Annotated in this window: 20 protein-coding genes and 2 pseudogenes; 14 read left to right on the top strand and 8 right to left on the bottom strand. The window is 51.8% G+C overall.

What is annotated here, in order from left to right; genetic code table 11:
* The first annotated feature begins 272 nt into the window (after positions 1-272).
* The 9 genes from J1784_RS05800 (at position 273) to J1784_RS05760 (ending at position 8,122) form a co-directional block, all read left to right on the top strand.
* Positions 273-953 carry a type 1 glutamine amidotransferase domain-containing protein gene (locus tag J1784_RS05800; protein ID WP_217148414.1) on the top strand — a complete coding sequence of 227 codons (681 nt, stop codon included), beginning with the start codon at positions 273-275 and terminating at the stop codon, positions 951-953.
* A gap of 155 nt (positions 954-1,108) precedes the next feature.
* A complete protein-coding gene (locus J1784_RS05795; RefSeq protein WP_217148413.1) occupies positions 1,109-1,864 on the top strand; it encodes an alpha/beta fold hydrolase in 756 nt (251 codons plus the stop codon).
* Between the two features lie 151 nt (positions 1,865-2,015).
* Positions 2,016-2,837, top strand: coding sequence for an alpha/beta fold hydrolase (locus J1784_RS05790; protein WP_217148412.1), 822 nt, complete (start codon positions 2,016-2,018; stop codon positions 2,835-2,837).
* Between the two features lie 144 nt (positions 2,838-2,981).
* Entirely contained in the window at positions 2,982-3,242 is a 261-nt protein-coding gene (bhsA, locus tag J1784_RS05785) for a multiple stress resistance protein BhsA (RefSeq protein ID WP_217148411.1), read from the top strand.
* 69 nt (positions 3,243-3,311) lie between these two features.
* Positions 3,312-3,917 (top strand): TetR/AcrR family transcriptional regulator, encoded by a 606-nt coding sequence (locus J1784_RS05780; RefSeq protein ID WP_119823183.1) that lies wholly within the window; start codon positions 3,312-3,314, stop codon positions 3,915-3,917.
* Between the two features lie 124 nt (positions 3,918-4,041).
* Positions 4,042-4,722, top strand: coding sequence for a type 1 glutamine amidotransferase domain-containing protein (locus J1784_RS05775; protein ID WP_217148410.1), 681 nt, complete (start codon positions 4,042-4,044; stop codon positions 4,720-4,722).
* Between the two features lie 71 nt (positions 4,723-4,793).
* Positions 4,794-5,924 carry an alkene reductase gene (locus J1784_RS05770; RefSeq protein ID WP_217148409.1) on the top strand — a complete coding sequence of 377 codons (1,131 nt, stop codon included), beginning with the start codon at positions 4,794-4,796 and terminating at the stop codon, positions 5,922-5,924.
* Positions 5,925-5,943: 19 nt separating this feature from the next.
* Positions 5,944-6,684 carry an SDR family oxidoreductase gene (locus J1784_RS05765; RefSeq protein WP_195817891.1) on the top strand — a complete coding sequence of 247 codons (741 nt, stop codon included), beginning with the start codon at positions 5,944-5,946 and terminating at the stop codon, positions 6,682-6,684.
* 505 nt (positions 6,685-7,189) lie between these two features.
* Entirely contained in the window at positions 7,190-8,122 is a 933-nt protein-coding gene (locus J1784_RS05760) for a hypothetical protein (protein ID WP_119825696.1), read from the top strand.
* 267 nt (positions 8,123-8,389) lie between these two features.
* Here J1784_RS05760 and J1784_RS05755 read toward each other — a convergent pair whose 3' ends face one another.
* From J1784_RS05755 to J1784_RS05725, 7 genes are all read right to left on the bottom strand, one after another.
* On the bottom strand, positions 8,390-8,725 hold the full coding sequence (locus J1784_RS05755; RefSeq protein ID WP_274387309.1) for a Tn3 family transposase: 336 nt from the start codon (positions 8,723-8,725) through the stop codon (positions 8,390-8,392).
* A 40-nt stretch (positions 8,726-8,765) separates the two neighbouring features.
* The gene (locus J1784_RS05750; protein ID WP_120508572.1) at positions 8,766-9,455 is read right to left on the bottom strand and encodes an SDR family NAD(P)-dependent oxidoreductase; all 690 of its coding nucleotides are present in this window, start codon (positions 9,453-9,455) and stop codon (positions 8,766-8,768) included.
* A gap of 3 nt (positions 9,456-9,458) precedes the next feature.
* Positions 9,459-9,929, bottom strand: coding sequence for a NanQ anomerase/TabA/YiaL family protein (locus J1784_RS05745; RefSeq protein ID WP_120508571.1), 471 nt, complete (start codon positions 9,927-9,929; stop codon positions 9,459-9,461).
* Positions 9,930-9,977: 48 nt separating this feature from the next.
* A complete protein-coding gene (locus J1784_RS05740; protein WP_119825690.1) occupies positions 9,978-11,156 on the bottom strand; it encodes a sialidase family protein in 1,179 nt (392 codons plus the stop codon).
* A complete protein-coding gene (locus J1784_RS05735) occupies positions 11,153-12,574 on the bottom strand; it encodes a sodium:solute symporter family protein (RefSeq protein ID WP_195817893.1) in 1,422 nt (473 codons plus the stop codon). Before J1784_RS05735 ends, J1784_RS05740 begins: the two co-directional genes overlap by 4 nt.
* Before the next feature lie 82 nt (positions 12,575-12,656).
* The gene (locus J1784_RS05730) at positions 12,657-13,544 is read right to left on the bottom strand and encodes a dihydrodipicolinate synthase family protein (protein WP_217148408.1); all 888 of its coding nucleotides are present in this window, start codon (positions 13,542-13,544) and stop codon (positions 12,657-12,659) included.
* A 43-nt stretch (positions 13,545-13,587) separates the two neighbouring features.
* Complete coding sequence (locus J1784_RS05725) at positions 13,588-14,724, bottom strand: iron-containing alcohol dehydrogenase (RefSeq protein WP_119825684.1); 1,137 nt, start codon at positions 14,722-14,724, stop codon at positions 13,588-13,590.
* Between the two features lie 194 nt (positions 14,725-14,918).
* On the opposite strand from J1784_RS05725, the gene dtnK reads away from it, so the two are divergent.
* From dtnK to J1784_RS05705, 4 genes and pseudogenes are all read left to right on the top strand, one after another.
* Entirely contained in the window at positions 14,919-16,265 is a 1,347-nt protein-coding gene (gene dtnK / locus J1784_RS05720) for a D-threonate kinase (RefSeq protein WP_217148407.1), read from the top strand.
* Positions 16,258-17,238 (top strand): D-threonate 4-phosphate dehydrogenase, encoded by a 981-nt coding sequence (locus J1784_RS05715; RefSeq protein WP_217148406.1) that lies wholly within the window; start codon positions 16,258-16,260, stop codon positions 17,236-17,238. Before dtnK ends, J1784_RS05715 begins: the two co-directional genes overlap by 8 nt.
* 36 nt (positions 17,239-17,274) lie before the next feature.
* A complete protein-coding gene (locus J1784_RS05710) occupies positions 17,275-18,033 on the top strand; it encodes a DeoR/GlpR family DNA-binding transcription regulator (protein WP_195817897.1) in 759 nt (252 codons plus the stop codon).
* A 137-nt stretch (positions 18,034-18,170) separates the two neighbouring features.
* Positions 18,171-18,359, top strand: a pseudogene (locus tag J1784_RS05705) (IS256 family transposase); the annotation flags it as partial.
* 542 nt (positions 18,360-18,901) lie between these two features.
* Here the strand turns inward: J1784_RS05705 and J1784_RS05700 are convergent.
* Entirely contained in the window at positions 18,902-19,228 is a 327-nt protein-coding gene (locus J1784_RS05700) for a hypothetical protein (protein WP_217148405.1), read from the bottom strand.
* Positions 19,229-19,383: 155 nt separating this feature from the next.
* On the opposite strand from J1784_RS05700, the pseudogene J1784_RS05695 reads away from it, so the two are divergent.
* A pseudogene (locus J1784_RS05695) lies at positions 19,384-19,503 on the top strand (transposase); the annotation flags it as partial.
* Positions 19,504-19,618: the final 115 nt, after the last annotated feature.

The following is a 19,618-nucleotide window of genomic DNA, read 5'->3' as shown; positions in this document are numbered from 1 at the left end:
GTTATCGGAACAGGCACCCGCTATATGAAAGTGCTCTGGCACGAAAAAGATGAAAAGTTTTATTAATTATCCCTAGACGACCGGTCTATTATGAGTTAGCTTACACACATGGCAACGGCGACTAGGCGACATAGCACGACAGCCGTTCCGGCAGAATGAAACAGCACGCAGAGTTGGCCGGAATAACAGGCACAGGTGAAACGTTTTTATTTAAGAACAATATAGACGACTGGTCTAATTCAATTATCAATATGAAATACAGGAGAGTAGTGATGAAAATTCTGATGGTCTTAACTTCACACGACAAACTGGGTGACACCGGCCGCCAAACCGGCTTCTGGCTGGAAGAGCTGGCTGCGCCTTACTACGCCTTCAAAGACGCCGGCGCGGAAATTACGCTGGCTTCACCGAAAGGCGGTAACCCGCCGTTAGACCCAAAAAGTAATGAGCCTGACTTCCAGACCGAACAAACCCACCGCTTCGAGGCAGACGCAGAAGCTACAGCGCACCTGGCGTCAACGGTTCGCCTCGACAGCGTTTCACAAGCTGATTACGACGCCGTTTTTTATCCGGGTGGTCACGGCCCTCTGTGGGACCTGGCCGAAGATAAAAACTCCGTCGCCCTTATCGAAGCCTTCCTGGCCGCAAACAAACACGTAGCACTGGTCTGCCATGCGCCTGGCGTGCTGCGCCATGTCAAAACCCCGGAGGGAAAACCGCTGGTAGAAGGCCGTAAGGTCACCGGTTTTACCAACAGTGAAGAGGACGCCGTGGGCCTGACGCAGATTGTGCCTTTCCTGGTAGAAGACGAGCTGATTGCCAAAGGCGGGATTTACTCGAAAGGGACGGACTGGAGTTCTTATGTGGTCAGCGATGGCTTGCTCATCACCGGGCAAAACCCAACGTCCTCGGCGGCGGCAGCAGCCCAGCTGATTAAGCAGCTTAATGCATAACAGTTAATCACGTGGGTAAGTAGCTCTTTAAGCACTTCCCACACAGCAAATCTAGACAACATTACACACCTGAATGTTCGTCCGCTTTCCTGTAAGACAGGGAGCCATGATGTCAGGGTATTAACTTAAAAAATGAAAATTGAAGGAAATACATCATGTTTAAAAAATCGTTTACCACTCTGGCTTTAAGCCTGGTTCTGTCTGTTTATGCTCAGTCTTCAATGGCTGCGCCGGTAAAAAACATCGTTCTTGTACATGGCGCTTTTGTTGATGGCTCAGGCTGGGATCCGGTGGCTCGCATTCTGAATAAAGCGGGCTACAACGTGTCGATTGTTCAGGAGCCGCAAACCTCGCTGGCTGATGATGTCGCTGCGACTCGACGTGTTCTGGCACTACAAAGTGGTAAATCACTGCTGGTTGGTCATAGCTACGCCGGCATGATCATCAGTGACGCGGGAAATGACCCCTCTGTTGCCGGTCTGGTTTACATCGCAGCGTTCCAGCCGGAGCAAGGTGACTCATTGCTGAGTCTGGCCAAAAAATATCCGCCAGCCGCTCAGTCAATTACTGAAACGCCAGATCACTTCCTTTATATCAAACCGGAAAATTTCCACGCTGACTTTGCAGCTGACTTGCCAGTCAAAGAGACAAATCTGTTGGCGCACTCTCAACTCATGCCTGCAGTAGCGGCATTCACTGCCCCGGCAGGCGTTCCAGCATGGAAAACGAAGCCTAGCTGGGCCGTAGTGGCGACGCAGGATCGTGCTATTAATCCAGAACTGGAGCGCTTCATGGCGAAACGCGCGCACAGCACCGTCACTGAATTGAAAGGCAACCATGCCATTTACGCATCGCAGCCAGAAAAAATTGCGGCGGTGATCGAAAAAGCGGCACAAAGTTTATCTCAGTAAACATCAGGTAAATGCTTTCTAGGCCAGTCATTCTTTGAATGATTGCCGGATATAAAAGCAAGCCAGATATAAAAGCAAATATACGAAAAAAACAATTCTAAATTAAATGCTCCGCCTATGAGGCGTCGCCAACAGAAAAGAGAATAAAGAGATGAAAACTATTCAGGTGAAAGACGGTTCTAAGATTGCATATAAAGACTTTGGCAAGGGACAAACCATTATTTTTTCCCACGGCTGGCCATTATCGAGTGATGCATGGGACGCGCAAATGTTGTTCTTCGGTCAGCAGGGGTTCCGTGTCATCGCTCATGACCGCCGCAGCCATGGCAACTCGAGTCAGACGTGGGACAGCAATGATATGGATACCTACGCTGAAGATTTATCATCACTCATCGAGCAGTTAGATCTCCACGACGTTGTTCTGGTTGGACACTCGACCGGCGGTGGTGAAGTCGCACGCTATATCGGTACGTATGGCTCGGCGCGCGTCAGCAAAGCCGTACTTATCGGCGCAGTACCGCCGGTTATGCTGCAAAGTGAGAAAAATCCTAGCGGTCTGCCTATGGAAGTGTTTGATGGCATCCGTGCTGCGGTCGAAAAAGACCGTTCTCAGTTCTACAAGGATTTGACCACGCCATTTTTCAACTATAACCGTTCGTCAGAGACGCCTTCAGAGGGTGTGAGAGAAAGCTTCTGGCTTCAGGGCATGCGGGGTGGGATCAAAGGTCAATATGACTGTATCAAACAGTTCTCTGAGGTTGATTTCACCGATGACCTTAAGAAAATCGATGTGCCAACCCTGATCATGCATGGTGATGACGATCAGATCGTTCCGCTGGCCGACTCTGCCATTCTGTCCGCGCAACTTGTCAAAGATGCACAGCTCAAAGTCTATGCAGGATTTGGCCACGGGATGACAATCACCCAAGCCGGGACGATTAATGAAGACCTGCTGCGATTCATTGAAGAGTAATGGGATAAGGGACATGCAAGGTCCCCATTTATACTTGTCTCCCAGGGCATTGAACGAATTTTTTAAATGAATTCAGTGCCTAAAAATATACCCACTTACCTACGTGTAAAGTGTACTTAAAAATAATGTAATGAGGATATGATCATGAAAAACGTAACTAAAGCCTTCACCGTAATCGTACTCACTGCCGCTTCTTTTGCCACTGTTGCCGCGACGGAAGTCAACGCTGTACCCGTGAAGGGGCAAAGTATTGGGGTGATCAACGCTTCAGCTGTAGGAAGCAATTTGAGCGACCTGCAGGACAAACTGGCGGCGAAAGCGACTGAACATGGTGCAACGTCTTACCGTATTATTTCAGCCGGTGGCGATAACCATCTGTACGGTACTGCTGAAATCTACAAATAAGCGTTAGCACACTGGAATAGTTTTAACTTACCTATAGACGACTGGTCTAGTTCTTGGTAAATTAAACATATGAATACGACAACTCAACTACATAGCAATGAAATCCGCGAGCACATTCTGGCGACAGGCCAGCGTATTATGGCGGGTAAAGGATTTTCTGCGGTCGGATTGAACGAAATACTCAAAGATGCTGGTGTGCCTAAAGGCTCTTTCTATCATTACTTTAGTTCGAAAGAAGCTTTTGGCGCAGACATGCTGGCACACTATTTTGATGATTATCTCGCCGATATCGACAGGACACTGGGCCAGCCAGGTCTCAATATGGCTCAGCGACTGATGAACTACTGGCAGCAGTGGCGTGAATCTCAGTCGTTCTCTGACTGTCAGGGGAAGTGTCTTGCCGTGAAATTAGGCGCTGAAGTTGCCGATCTTTCGGACACGATGCGCTTAACGCTAGAGGCAGGCACTTCAGGGATAATCTCGCGTCTGGCACAAGCGTTAGAAACGGGTGTAGCCGAGGGGTCTCTCACTATTGACGATACACCTCGCACCGTGGCAGAAAGTCTCTACCAGCTTTGGGTAGGTGCAAGCGTCATGGTCAAGATTGTTCGAAATACTGGCCCGTTTGATTCAGCGCTGCTCACGACAAGAAAAATTATTCATATTACCCCCTAGCAAGGGGGTACTCAGTATAGAGCCGTTTTTTGTACTCAATTAATATACGACCGGTCTAATATTTACCACCTAATTAGACGACTGGTCTAATTCAACTATCGCTTTGAAATGCAGGAGAGTAGTGATGAAAATTCTGATGGTCTTAACCTCACACGACAAACTGGGTAACACCGGCCGCCAAACCGGCTTCTGGCTGGAAGAGCTGGCTGCGCCTTACTACGCCTTCAAAGACGCCGGCGCGGAAATTACGCTGGCTTCACCGAAAGGCGGTAACCCGCCGTTAGACCCAAAAAGTAATGAGCCTGACTTCCAGACCGAACAGACCCACCGCTTCGAGGCAGACGCAGAAGCTACAGCGCACCTGGCGTCAACGGTTCGCCTCGACAGCGTTTCACAAGCTGATTACGACGCCGTTTTTTATCCGGGTGGTCACGGCCCTCTGTGGGACCTGGCCGAAGATAAACACTCCGTCGCCCTTATCGAAGCCTTCCTGGCCGCAAACAAACACGTAGCACTGGTCTGCCACGCGCCTGGCGTGCTGCGCCATGTCAAAACCCCGGAGGGAAAACCCCTGGTAGAAGGCCGTAAGGTCACCGGTTTTACCAACAGCGAAGAGGACGCCGTGGGCCTGACGCAGATTGTGCCTTTCCTGGTAGAAGACGAGCTGATTGCCAAAGGCGGCATTTACTCGAAAGGGGCGGACTGGAGTTCTTATGTGGTCAGCGATGGCTTACTCATCACCGGGCAAAACCCAACGTCCTCGGCAGCAACGGCGGCCCAGCTTATTAAGCAGCTGGGTGCATAACTGTTGACGAAGTGAAGGTGACAGGATGCCCACCTGTCACCTCTTACGATGATCACTCATGGAAAATCCTTATGAATCATAAAGCCTTATTCGAGCCAACTCAGCTTGGTCCTTATACCCTTAAAAATCGCATTGTATTCCCCCCACTGACGCGCCAAAGAAGTGAACAACCCGGTAATGTGCCCACCGACCTCATGGCCGAATATTACCGCCAACGCGCGGGTGCAGGTTTCATGATCACTGAAGGTACTCAGATTGAGCCTCGTGGACAAGGTTATGCCTGGACACCGGGAATTTATACTGAGCAACACATTGAGGGGTGGAAAAAAGTGACCCGCGCGGTACATGCCGAAGGGGGGATTATTTTTGCCCAACTTTGGCATGTGGGACGCGTTTCTCATTCCGCACTGCAACCAGAAGAAAGTGCCCCCGTGGCTCCTTCAGCGATTCATGCTGAACAAGCAAAGGCTTTTATTGAAACGGGGTCAGGTACGGGCACCTTGGTTACCCCTTCAATTCCTCGCGAACTGACCCGGTCAGAAATTAAAGACCTCGTTAATTTATATGCCCAGGCGGCGAAAAATGCCATCAGTGCAGGTTTTGATGGGGTCGAGATCCATGCTGCGAATGGTTATTTGGTTAATCAGTTCATTTCAGAGCATGCAAACCAGCGTAAGGATGAATACGGCGGTTCTGTTGAAAATCGACTGCGGTTTCTTGATGAAATTGTTCAGGCTATCACTCATGCAATAGGGCCAGATCGTCTGGGCGTTCGCTTCACGCCTTTATTTTCAAGCACAGATGAAGACCGCGTCTATATCGGCCTGGTTGAAAGTGATCCGCATAAGACCTACGTCGAAGCGGTAAAAATCCTGGAAAACGCGGGTGTTGCCTATGTGTCCATAGCCGAAGCCGACTGGGAAAATGCCCCCGACTTACCCGAAGCGTTCCGCCGTGAGATCCGCGCGATATTCAGTGGACGCATCATCTATGCCGGTCGATACACACCAGAACGTGGAGCCCGGATGGTCGAGGAGCAGTTGGCTGATCTCATCGCATTTGGTCGTCCATTTATCGCCAACCCTGATCTCCCTGAACGCATAGCGAACGGTTGGGCATATAACGATCTTAATGCCGCCACGCTGTATGGCGGGACGGGTGAAGGTTTTACTGATTATCCGGTTTACAAAGCGCAGCGTTAAAAAATTTAAGGGGCATATCATGAACAATGGCATTGAAAATAAAGTGATTTTAATCACCGGCGGTAATACAGGGATTGGGGCTGAGGTTGCTCGGCTCCTTGCCAGTCGTGGTGCTAAGGTTGCAATCGCAGCACGCAGACAATCTAAAACAGAGGAAGTCATCGAGGAAATTACCCGCGCCGGTGGGGATGTCAGAGGTTATTTGCTCGATGTTACTGATAAGCATCAAGTTGAGTCCGTCGTTTCAGCCGTTATCAGAGATTTTGGTAGACTTGACGTTCTCATTAACAATGCCGGTCTGATGCCCATCCGCCCGATGTCAGAGGTCAATACTGACGAATGGGACGCGATGATTGATGTCAACTTGAAAGGCACGCTTTATGGTATCGCCGCAGTGTTGCCTCGCTTCCTGGCACAAGAAAGTGGGCACATCATTAATCTGAGTTCAGTCGCAGGTATTAAGGTATTTGCACCCGGCGGTACGGTCTATTCGGGCACGAAATTTGCCGTGAGGGCAATTTCAGAAGGTTTAAGGCAAGAGGTTGGAGATAAAGTCCGCGTGACGTCAATTGAGCCCGGCGCAGTAGAAAGCGATCTGAAATACTCTACATCCGGCACGGCATCAGAAAATGTTTTGGAGTTTTATAAACAGGCTATACCTGCAGCATCTGTTGCCCGCGCAATTGCTTTTGCCATTGAACAACCGGCAGATGTTGATATTAATGAAATTGTTCTACGGCCGACTCGTCAAGAGTTCTAACCCAGATTGGCTCCTCTGTTGACGACTGAAAGCAGCAACGTGACCGAGCTCTAACTCCACACAATCTCCGGGTGTTCGGGTCGCCGCTTTTCACTGTGGCCACGTAGTGTTCTGAGGTGAGCGTATCACCTCTGTTCAGGTGGCCAAATTCAGTAAACCACTTCAATATGTCACTATGCGACTGGCTGCGTGTGCCGGATTGAATGTTGCGCCTGTTCTTTTAGAAGTAATTGCAAGCGATAGATTGGCAGCGTATATTTGATGCAATCCAACAAAAATGTTTGTACTCAGGTAACGTCAAATGTCTCCATCAATCGTTAAGTCAGAACAACATGCCCGCTATGACAGAGTGGCAAAAGAAGTTCTACGCGGTGATCGCGAGTACAAACCTGCGCCGAAATCACGCTACAGTGTCTCTTCAAAATTCTCGTCTAAGCAGCCAGTTAGCTTTGCTTGATTAGGAATACTGCGGCAAAATGAACCATCATTCAATGATGGTTTTTTTATGTCTGAAAATGAAGCAATTCCCCCATTCGAACAAGCCTATCTTCTGAATACTCAGCTCATCGCTAGCGGTGACCAGCTGCGTGACGCCGTGATCACGGTCGGCGGCCAGGCGGTACAATATTGGGTTTCCTATTTCCATGACCAGTATGGTGACGAGCTGCCGGATGAGCGACTGGTCACCTCCATCGACGTAGATTATTCAGCGAACAAACATGATGTAAATGCCATTGCACATGCCCTACACGTTGATGTTTCATTGAACGCTAACGGAAATCCCCCCTCGGTCGCACGGTTCTTGCTGATAGACAGCAAGACGAAAGAAATTAAGCAGGTTGATGGCAGATATTTTTCTGACCCGGAAGATCCTGAAATCGCTAATACCGTGGATGTAATTGACTGGCCAGCCGGTTTTGAATTGGGTGACTTCAGCGATAAAAAACTCTTGTTAAATACAGAACCGTTTTTAATCGCCCTGGGTGATACTGAAGAACCGGTGATGCATGACAAGGTGAGGGTGCTTAACCCCATCGCCTGCATAAAATCACGTTTTGCCAATTTGAAAATTTTGCGGCGGCGGCGAGACGTTGAACTCGCAAGGATCAATGCATTAAAAATCCCGTGCTTTTTCTTTATCCTGGAAATGTTCGACCAGCGTCCCTTCAGGGAGGCAAGAGACCATTTTATGAATCTCTATGCTTTAGCATGGGACGAAAAATATCTTCCTTTTCAGACTGCGACCCACGATGCCAAACACAATATTTCTCTGTTGGCCATACTCGAGAAAGTGCATGAGTATCTGGTTGCCCACATTGATGACTTTGATGTCCCCGAGGATTTCGTTCACAAAGACCTGCCGAACCGGCTCAGGCAACTGAGTGAACGCGTTGAACGTTATGTTATTTTAGGAAACAGATTCAAACAAAATCAGTAAAAAAGGGCAGTCAATAATATGACTGCCCTTATTATTATTGTGAGTTAGCAAGGGGCTTGGCGGTTTACGAAAGCGCTTTAGGGCATAGCCTTTGCGCGACAACATCAGAAATAGCCAGATATCTGGCGGGGTAGATTTCCCGCATTGCATCATCGCCAGCTTGGCCTGCTCAACGTCATACCCAAAGTTCACCTGGTGTTGGCCAGCGACATCGAACAGGAACAGCTTGGTTTAGGGGGTCGAGGTCCAATGAAGTAAAAAACCACGCTAAGAGGTTAATTCATTGTTTGTATTTATATTTAACGGTCTTAACTCGCCCTTGAAAATAGCTTCTGGTAACGAAAACGCATAATGTCCCAGCATATTTATATGGCCATATATCAGCGGCGATAATCTTGCCAGGTGCTCCTCCATAGGAGTTTCCCCCGAATTGCGAGGATGTGACAACGCCTCCTGAATGTAAAGTGTATTCCATAGCAAAACCGCACTGGTCACCATGCTCAGAGCACCCAGTTGATCTTTGGAGTGCCCCCGAGCCTGTAGACAAGTCTGACCTATATTTTGAGATACAAGGAACTGTCTACGGAATCGAGGGCACTCCATAAAATCCTATTGGGATAGGTTCTAAGAAATGCTAATTGAGTTACAGCGATGCGCCGCCGCAAATTATTAATTGCTGACCGGTGATCGCAGCAGCAGAAGGAGAGAGTAAATAACAGACTAAATCGGCGACTTCTTGTGGCTGTATAAACCGTCCAATCGGCGGTAATTTTGGAGGAGAACTTTGTCGTTGCGGGTTATCCAGCATCGGGGTTTGCGTCGCGCCGGGGGCCACAATATTGACGGTAATGCCGCGCGGTGCCAGCTCTGCTGCCCAGCTGCGCGCCATACCGGTCATGGCGGATTTGGTCGCCACATACTGGCTGCGACCGGCAACACCCGATGACGTCCTGCTGCCGAGCAACACGATGCGCCCGCCGTCCGGCATATTTTCCACCAGCCGGTCGGCAAGCACTTCTGCCACGCCGATGTGCAGTCTCCATAACGCCTCGCTGGCCTGCGGATCCAACTGCCCGAGCGGTGCCGCTTTCATCATGCCTGCGGCGTGGATCACGGCATCCACCTGAGGCAGTGTTTCCAGCACTGCTGTCAGTTTTGCCGTGTCGGTGATATCAAGCGGCACTGCGTGAAAGTGAGGGTGTTGAAAGCTCACTTCGCGGCGCGCCAGACCGGTCACCGTCCAGCCCTGCGCCAGCAATGTCAGGCACACCGTTTCACCAATACCTGAGCTGCAACCTGTCACCAGCGCGTGTTTAAGCGGTGTATTGCTCATGGCTTACTCCTTTAACGCTGATGCCGGCACTTTGAACACCGCTTTACGCACCACTGCAGGATGTGTGGTGCAACACAATGCACGATGCGGCTCGCCCGGCGCGAACGTCACAAAGTCACCGCTGCGAAGCAATATCTCATTGGCCAGCTCGGGATTGTCGAGAATATACAGATCGGGCTTGCGCTCTACCGCAGATTGTCCGGTAGCATTTTGGGTATCAAATCCAATGATTTCTTCTCCTTCCAGCACCACCTGAATATCCAGCCATTCGCGATGAAATTCCGTATGGCGCTCTGCGGCGGGCGATGTATTCGCATTACCGATACTGCAAAACCATTCCGCTCCCGGTGGCTGAAAACGTCCATCTTCCCGCGCGCAAAGTGCTTCCAGTGAACATTCCGGCCGCATCAAAATTCTGAGCAGTGCAGCGGGCAGCGTAGCCAGTTCCAGCGCGCCTAAATTACCTGTGATCATGAGGGTCTCCTTAATAAAAAAGCCCGCACTGGGCGGGCCGGATAAGCGTCAGCCTTTCACCCAGGATTCTTCGACGCAGACGTATTTGATTGCCTGCCGGTAGTAGGTGAAGGCGATGTGTAATTCTCCTTTCACCCCTTGTTTGATGCTGGGATAAGAGAACTCGCGGTTGAGTTTTTGCTGCGAGTTATTGGTCATGCAGTAGCCGTCGCCGGTTTCCAGATTGCGCAGGTAAGGCCATGAACGGCCCCCGTCTTCGGAAATCGCCAGCGTCATCGGTGCGCGCGGTGCACCCCAGAATGCCGTGCGGGCACCGGTTACGGCTGTTGTTTCAACGCGCACATCGTCTTCCTCATCTTCAATTTCGTCATACAGTGATTCCCGGCGTTCGCTGGCATCCGCAGCACTCAGGTTATTGAACACCAGCGCCAGATGCCCGTTGGCGAGCGTTGTCACCTGAATCGACGAGTTGTTGTTAGGCAACGCGGTCGGCTGCGGCGCGCTCCAGCTGTTACCTCCATCCACGGAACGGCTCTGGTAGATGAAATCCGCCCAGCGGCTGCGGTACAACGCCAGCAGGCTGCCGTCGTGCAGCGGCGTGATATTCATGTGCACGCAGCCAGTGCTTTCCGGTACCGCAACGTCACGCCAGTTTTTTCCCTTATCGCTGGAAATTTTAACGGCGCTGTCATCATTGTTGCCGACCCATTTTTCACCCGGCTGTGTGCGGCAGTAAAACACCGGCAGCAGCCAGTCGCCATTGGCCAGTACAGTCACCGGCTGACGGATAAAGGTGCCGGGTTCCCTGAGCAGTGTGCCGATGTCTCCCCAGCTTTTGCCCAGATCCTGAGACTGGCGAAAACGCACAATCGCGGTGTCCTGATTGCCGGATTTCTGCGCGGTGTACATCAGCCACAGCACATTATCCGGGTCGAGGAATAGCACCGGATTTTGCTCCGAACGGCTGGCATCTTCAGAAAGTTTCACCGGCTGACTCCAGATTTTCGCACCTTTTTCCAGTCGTGAAAGATAGATGGAGATGTCCGCGATACCTTCCTGTGTACCGGCAAACCAGGTGCATAACAGGCTGCCATCGGGCAAAGGCAGCAGATTGGCGGCATGGTTTTGCGGGCAATCTGACGGCAGCATAGCGTCACGGCGCGCGGCGTCATGTTCGGCGGTGTGCACTTTACCGCTGCGTTCGACGGTTAGCGTTTCAGTGGTCATCTTAAGGCTCCAGACTTTTGAATAAGGTGTGCATTTTTACTTTTTACTGCGCGCTGGGGGATCAGCCGGTCAATCACCATAATGATGGCCGGTGTGACCAGCGCAATATACATATTGTTGATACCAAACGGATCGCCGAGCAGATACCAGACGGAAGTCACCACGCAGGCACCGATCAGGCCGGCGTTGGCCCCGCGCGCACTTTTAAAGAACGGCAGGTAGAATGCCATTACCGCCACCACGGAAATCGACAGGCGGATGGCGCGGGTGAAGAACGACAGTTTCAGCACTTCCGGCACCAGCAGCACGAAAATCAGCGGCAGGAAACCAATCAGCAGCGACAGCCAGCGGGTCATTTTAAACTCGCGTTCAGGCGTCGGGTTGCGGTAAGGCACGTAAAAATCTTTCACAATCAGCGAGGCAATCGCCAGTGCAACGGTACTGACGCTGACGAAAATCGATGCCACCAGCGAGGTGGTCACCAGACCCGCCAGCCACGGATTCATATCCTGAATAAAGATTGGCAGGGCATATAGACTGTTCATCTCAGGGTGCAGAAACTTCGCTGCGACGCCGATCATGCCAATCGCCAGCGCAATCGGAATACAGAAGAAGAAAGCGACCCAGGTTGCTCGCTTGGCGGACTCGGCGCTTTTGGTGGAGGAGATCGCCTGAATAACAAACTGCGTGCAGAAAATAGAACCGATGGTACCGATCAGCCACGCGAAGATGGTGCTGGCACCGATGCTGCCGTCCCATGTCCAGTAGAAATCAGGCATCTCTTTCACCATTGGCATAACGCCGCCGGTCATGTGCAGGGCGATACCTAAAATGACCAGCACGCCGATGTACTTAATGGCGCTGTGGAGCATGGTCACCCACGCCATGCCTTTCATGCCGCCGAAGGCGAAATAGAAGGTGCTGACCACGGCGGTGATAAACGCTGCGACAGGCAGATTCACTTTCAGCACGGTGGAAATTGCCGCTGCGCCGCTGACGTAGTTACCGACGTTCACCAGCAGCAGGGCGTAAATCATGATGATCGAAATGATGTTCTTGGTGGTGTTGCCGTATTTTTCGGCAATCGCACCGGAGATGGTGATTTTTCCGGTGTTATAGATGCGTTTTACCAGCAGCAAACCGAAGATCGGGAAACCGATAGCCGCTCCCAGGATCGACCAGGAAGCCGCAAAACCGCCTTCAAACGCTGCCTGTGCGGTACCGATAGTAGACTTTGCGCCGATGTATTCTGACATCAGCAATACGCCGACGATAAAGGCTGGCATCGCACGCGAGCCTTCCATGAAATCGCCGCTGGTTTTACTGCGTAGCCGGTAGGTCAGCCAGGTCGTAAACAGGATATAGGCCAGAACAATACCGATGATAATTAACGTATCTGATGAGCTAAATTCTTTCATTTTTTCCTCACACAGCGCGTAGGGGACCCTACCTGCGCACTTTCATGCACAGGAGTCGGTGGTTTCAGAAGGTAAAGCGCGTTTAATCGCGCAAATTAAATGTCCTGATAACGGTCAGGATCTTTTGTGTATCGTCCTGCGTGAATTCCACCGGATACCGGCTTTCACCCACGTTAAAACCGAGCATATTCACGGCTTTTTTAACCACAGCCGGTGAGAATGCGATGCTGTAAAGATCGGTCCGGATCTGATTGATATCCGCCTGTACGGCTTCGGCCGCGGTGGCGTTGTTTTCCTGCAAATGTCGGTAAACCGCATTCACCTGAGCGGGAATAATATTGGCGATACCGGAGATACACCCGGCGCTGCCTTCGGAGAAACCTTTGTAAATCAGGGAATCAGGCCCGGTCAGCACATCGAAATCGGTAAACTGACGGCTGACCTGGTGAAAGCCATGTAGGCTTTCCCATGAACCGGCGCTGTCTTTGATGCCTTTGATGTTCGGATGGTCGGCGAGCACGCGTACCACGTCCGGCGTCAGCGTGTTCCCGGTACGGGCGGGAATGTTGTAGAGATACACCGGCACGCTCAGGGCATCAGCGACTGCACGAAAATGAGTGATCAATTCCTGCGGACGCAACGCCGCAAACCACGGCGTAATTACCGACACGGCGCGCACGCCGAGTTGTTCAATCTGTTTGCCCAGCCGGATAGTGTCCCGGGTAGAAATCTCGCCGACATGCGACATCACACCCGTGTCATCGCCTGCGGCCTCAAGACAGATTTCTGTCACCTGAATTTTTTCCTGCTCGCTGAGCATAAAAAATTCCCCGTTGGTGCCGTTGCAGAAAATATTATTACCCGCCTTTTTCTGGCGTGTTACCTGCTGGCGCAATGCGTCGCTATCGAGTTTTCCGTCTGGGGAAAAAGGCGTCACTATCGCGGTATAAACTCCGGTAATGTTATTCATCTTATTCTCTTCACGTCGTTGTCATCGGATACGAAATAAGGGGTTATCTGATACTGCGGTAAATTTCTTCTATTTGATTTTTGTCTACCGGCATGGGCACATTTTTGATTAAACGTTGTACCTCTATTGCCCCCTGCGACAAATAAGGAATGTCGTCAGGTGTGATATTCAGCTGACTTAATTTGACCGGTAAATCCAGGCGATGCACCAGCGCATCAAAATATTCCACCAGCGCATAGGATTTTTCTTCTTCGCTTAATTTCAGATCGGCATCCGGAATTAAGTCGTAGGCACAGGCGAATTTACTGACCGCCGACGGGCGCACAAATGCCATGCACGGTGCCAGTAAAATGGCATTCGCGACGCCGTGAGGAATGTGATATTTCCCACCGAGCGGATAAGACATGGCGTGCACCAAATGCGTGCCGGCATGGGCAATCGACGCGCCGCCGTAATAAGATGCCCACAGCATATTCAGGCGCGCGACCAGATTGCCCGGCTCGGCGACGGCGGTGTCGATGTTGGCAAACAGCTTCTTCATGCCAGCCAGCGCAACGTTGTCACTGACCGGATTGGCGATCACTGAGGTAAAGCATTCGAACAGATGGCAAAGGGCGTCAATGCCGGTGGAAGCCGCAATGCGCGCAGGCATACTGGTGGTGAGTTCCGGCACCAGCGCGACATAATCAGGCAGCATTACTGGCGTAATAATACCGACTTTGGTTTCTTTTTCAGGGATGGCCAGAATTGCGTTTGGCGTCGCTTCAGAACCGGTGCCCGCCGTGGTTGGGATCAGCAAAGACGTGGTGCGATGCTGCGGCTTTTCACCTGCCAGCAGGCTTTTCAGCGTGACGTTTTCATCGCCCGCACACAGCAGCGACAGCAGTTTGGCGACATCCAGCACGCTGCCGCCGCCCACGCCAATCACCAGATCGACCCGTGGTTGTTTCAGCGCACTGAGTATGGCGGAGACATCATGCTGACTCGGCTCCGGCGGCACGTTATCAATCACCGTCACCTGACAGCCCGCGGTCTTCAGCTGCGTTATCACTGATTGCACCGGCGGCAGGCCAATAATGTTCTTATCGCTGACCAGCAATACCTGATGTTTTCCGCTAAGAAGGTAGCCAATGTCCTGCAATGACTGATAACCGCTGATGATCGTACTGTCTATATTCATGCTGATTCCTACCGTCTGAGTCTTCAATAAAGAGTGAGTTCAATCATCAAAGGTCGATACTCCTCACATCGTCAGGGCAATTTATAGGCGAAATTGAAGTTGAATAATTTGATGTTGCTCACATATAATCAATCATGATTGAATATAATCATATCCAGTAAGATTAACCCGACCCAACTCATCACGGAGCCATGATGGCTGAAACAGTGACAACTCCGGCGCAGCACCCGACGTCCGCACTTCTGGTGATCGCCGACGATTTTACCGGGGCGAATGACACAGGTGTTGAGCTGGTTCGCCAAGGGCTGGCGGCCAGTGTGCAGTTTGACGAGCATGCCGGTGTGCCGGGCAGCAGTGAAAACCGCGCAGTGATTTACAGCACCGACAGCCGTGCGCTGAGCGCAGCGGAAGCCGCGCAGAAAGTCACCCGTGCGATCCGCAGCGGTGTGGCCGCCTTTTCCGGTCCGTATCAGGTCTTTAAGAAAATCGATTCCACGCTGCGCGGCAATATAGGGGCTGAAACCGAGGCGGCGCTGCTTGCGCTCAGTTGCCCGCTGGCGATTGTCGCTCCGGCGGTGCCCGAACTCGGACGTGTGGTGACAGGTGGGCAATGTTACGTCGACGGCCATCTGCTCACTCAAACCGAATTTGCCACCGACCCGAAAACGCCGGTGAATACGGCAAGCGTGTCGGAACGGCTGGCTGAGCAGACCACGTTGCAACAACATTTTGTTGGGCTGGAAGCTTTGCGGCGCGGCGATTTACAGACTGAAATTTTTGCACTGGTGGCGTCCGGCGTGCGCATTCTGGTGGCGGACAGTAAGACGCCAGAAGATTTGGCTCTCATTGTTCAGGCCGCGGAAAACCTGCCATTCAGACCGCTGATGGTGGGGGCGTCGGGGCTTATCCGTGCGCTGACTGATGCCTGTCTGCACGGGAACGCCGCCGCGTCGGTCAGCGTGTCTGCACAACAAACGTCGCTGCTGGCAGTGGTCGGTTCGATGAGTGAAATCGCGGCACAGCAGATTGCTTTTGTGATGCAACGCCGGGAGATTTCACTGGTGGATATCGATGTTATGCCTCTGTTTTCACCTGAATATGACGACATGCAGCACACGCTGGCCGCACAAATTATTGAGACGCTGGCGCAGGGAAAACACTGTGTGATCCGCACGTCGCAGGGAGCAGAACAGCGGCATCAGATCGCACAATTCTGCCAGCAACACCACATCAGCCGGTCGCAGATGGGCGAAAAGGTGGCCGTTTTTCTCGGGCAACTTATTCACCATGTCTTGCAGGACTCCCGCTTTCCGCCAGGCGGGCTGTATCTCTCGGGCGGTGATATTGCGCTGGCGGTCGCCCGCGCGCTGGGGGCAACAGGTTTTGATATTAAAGGACAGATCGCGGGCTGCGTTCCCTGGGGATATCTGCACGCCAGCCAGATCCAACGGCTGCCGGTGATGACCAAAGCGGGCGGATTCGGCACTGAAAACACGCTACTTGAAGTTTTACGCTTTATTGAGGAGAAGTTGAGTGACTAAAATTATCGCAGTAACGATGGGTGACCCTGCCGGTATCGGCCCTGAAATCATCATTAAAGCGCTGGCTGAAGGTGAGCTTTCAGGCACAAAAGCGGTGGTGATCGGCTGCGCCGCCACATTCCGCCGGATCCTTGGCTCAGACATCACCCCTGCAGCGGAACTGCGCATTATCGATGAGGTCTCGCAGGCGTATTTTGCCCCGGGCGTGATCAATGTGATCGACGAACCTCTGGCAAATCCTGATGCGCTGGTGCCGGGGAAAGTGCAAAAAGAAGCCGGCGATCTGGCCTATCGCTGTGTGAAACGCGCGACGGAACTGGCTATGGCCGGACAAGTACATGCCATTGCCACCGCGCCGCTGAACAAGGAAGCGCTGCATTCTGCCGGACATCTTTATCCGGGGCATACCGAACTGCTGGCAAAACTCACCCACAGCCGCGATTACGCGATGGTGCTTTACACCGACAAACTCAAGGTGATCCACGTCAGCACACACATCGCGCTGCGTAAATTCCTCGACACGCTCAGTCATGAGCGGGTGGAAACGGTGATCCAGATGGCTGATACCTTCCTGCGTCGCGTGGGCTATGAAAATCCGCGTATCGCTGTCGCCGGTGTTAATCCGCATGCCGGCGAAAACGGGTTGTTCGGCGATGAAGAAATTAAGATTGTCGGGCCGTCAGTGGAAAAAATGAAAGCCAAAGGCATCAACGTTACCGGCCCGTGCCCGCCGGATACGGTGTTCCTGCAAACCTACGAAGGGACGTACGATATGGTGGTTGCGATGTATCACGATCAGGGGCATATTCCACTGAAACTGATGGGATTCTATGACGGCGTTAACATCACCGCCGGTCTGCCTTTTATCCGCACGTCGGCTGACCACGGCACCGCGTTTGATATTGCGTGGACAGGAAAAGCCAAGTCTGAGAGCATGGCGATCTCTATTCAGCTGGCCGTACAACTGGCGTAATACTACGTCAGCGGCGCAAGTTAAAAAGGAATCACGTTGACCGGACAAAGCCGCCTCGATCAGATTATGGATTATCTGAAAAGCCATAATCTGGTCACCGTAGAACAACTGGTTGCCGCCATCGCCGCATCCCCGGCGACCATTCGCCGTGACCTGATAAAACTCGATGAGCAGGGCGTGATCAGCCGCAGTCATGGCGGCGTTACGCTCAACCGGTTCATTCCCAGTCAGCCGACCACTAATGAAAAACTTCAGCGCAGTTTGCAGGAAAAGCAGGCGATTGCAGAAGTGGCCGCGGCGATGGTGAAACCGGGGGATGCAGTCGTGCTGGACGCCGGAACCACCATGCTGGAACTGGCGCGTAACCTGACGCATCTGCCGCTGCGGGTGATCACTGCCGATCTGCGGATTGCGCTATTTTTATCTGAGTTTAAGCAAATAGAGGTCACGATTATTGGCGGGCGGATTGATGACAGCAGTCAGTCTTGTGTCGGTGAGCATGGCCGTCGTTTGCTGCGTAGCGTCTATCCCGATATTGCATTTATCAGCTGTAACTCGTGGAGTCTGGAAAAAGGCATCACAACGCCGACGGAAGAAAAAGCCGGGCTGAAACAGGATTTGGCGGTGAATGCGCGTCGCCGGGTGTTGCTGGCTGACAGCAGTAAATACGGCGCGTACTCGCTGTTTTGTGTCACGCCGCTGGCGGAGATGACAGACATTATTACTGATAAAGGGTTGCGCCCGGAAATCCGCCAGTCATTCGACAGCCAGCCCTTTACGCTGACTCTGGCCTAAAAATTTACTCTTCCTATGATCAAATAAAGGCCAGACATTTTACCCATGTCCGGCCTTTTCTTTTTCAGTGACCCGTCCCAAATAACGTTGACACATTTAATGGGGTGCGGACGATTACTTGGACTCTCGGGAGAGAGTTAATCAGCGTTATCCGTGCAGCCATCAAAAAACGAAAGGTGTTCCCGACGGACGACTCGGTGCGAAAAGTTATTTATCTGGCGATCAAGGATGCGTCAAAGAAATGGAGTTTGCCGATCCAAAACTGGCGGCTGGCGATGAGTCGTTTTATTATCGAGTTCAGTGACCGCCTGATCGCTCACCTTTAATACGATGGCAGTTACACAGAATTATTTACAGGGTTCGTCTGGGGATCACAACATAACCAGTCCAACAAAACATCCGCATCTCCGCTTTTCCGTTTAGCTAGTAACGAAGGTTGATGTCGTAAATGTGTAGGGAAAATCCACCGTTCCTGTGAGGCTCTGTGGCGCGCTTTCGGTCGCCGGTGCGCTGTGTGGTTTTTTTCTTGGTTAATTGCAGCGCAGCGTACCGAACGAATCACGTCGGCAAGTTGAACCATCCGACCCCCGGGTCGTGCCGAAGCTATCGGTGCGCCATGTATTCCCACGATTGTCCCGGGTCGTGCCGAAAGAGTCCGTCCTGTACGTCGAACCATCAGATCCTCGAGTAGTCCCGAAAGAATCTTTCCGCCAGCTGTTACCGTTGTTGTCGCGAGTTGTGCCGAAGCTATCAGTACGGTACGTGGTGCCGTTATCACACCGGGTTGTACCGAATGAATCAGTTCGGCAAGTCTGCGCCTGTGCGCCGAATGACAGGGCTACAAGTGCCAGCGCGATCAGTTTAATTTTCATGTGATAATCCTGTTTAGAATATTTAAGGTTGAGTTTTGGCGGCCTGCGTACCTGGATTGGCGGACAACATCGCGTACGGCGTCATACACCAGTGGCGATTTAAAAACGCCGGTGCGATCGATAGCCTCGTTTGTATCAACCGGTTTACCGTTTTTCGCCAGCCCATAAGCGCCGCGACAATTCATATAACGCGTTGGGCGCAAGTCGAGTTCGGCATTTTTGGCCGCCTTGAAAAGCTTCGGGTCAGCGGTCTTTAAATACGCGTCTACGATCTGTTCGTTAATCGGTTTTACCGGGACGTAAATTTCGCCGTTCGATAACATCAGGCTCCCGATCATTTCCTGCGGATTCTTGCAGATCAGCGTGACTTTCTGGCCTTTGTGGAATCCTGCAGCGACCGCCGAGTTTGACCTGCTCCCCGTTGATTAACACACCGCGATGTTAGTAATGTTTTCATAAGCTACATGAGGACATCCCCATGAAGAAGCGTTTTTCCGACGAACAGATCATCAGTATTCTCCGCGAGGCCGAAGCCGGAGTTTCTGCCCGTGAGCTCTGCCGTAAGCACGCCATTTCCGATGCCACGTTTTACATCTATGGACTACCTCCGTTTTGCAAGCACTGAATCAGGTTTTAGGTTGTTGCTTACATCTATCCGGCATCAGGAATACCTGTGCCCAAATGGGTAATCCGCACACAATCGCCTCAACAAC

The organism is Rahnella ecdela (assembly GCF_019049625.1).
In the GTDB taxonomy this organism is placed as follows: domain Bacteria; phylum Pseudomonadota; class Gammaproteobacteria; order Enterobacterales; family Enterobacteriaceae; genus Rahnella; species Rahnella ecdela.
The sequence above is the reverse complement of the archived record's forward strand: the minus strand, read 5'-3'. Positions and strand labels throughout refer to the sequence as shown.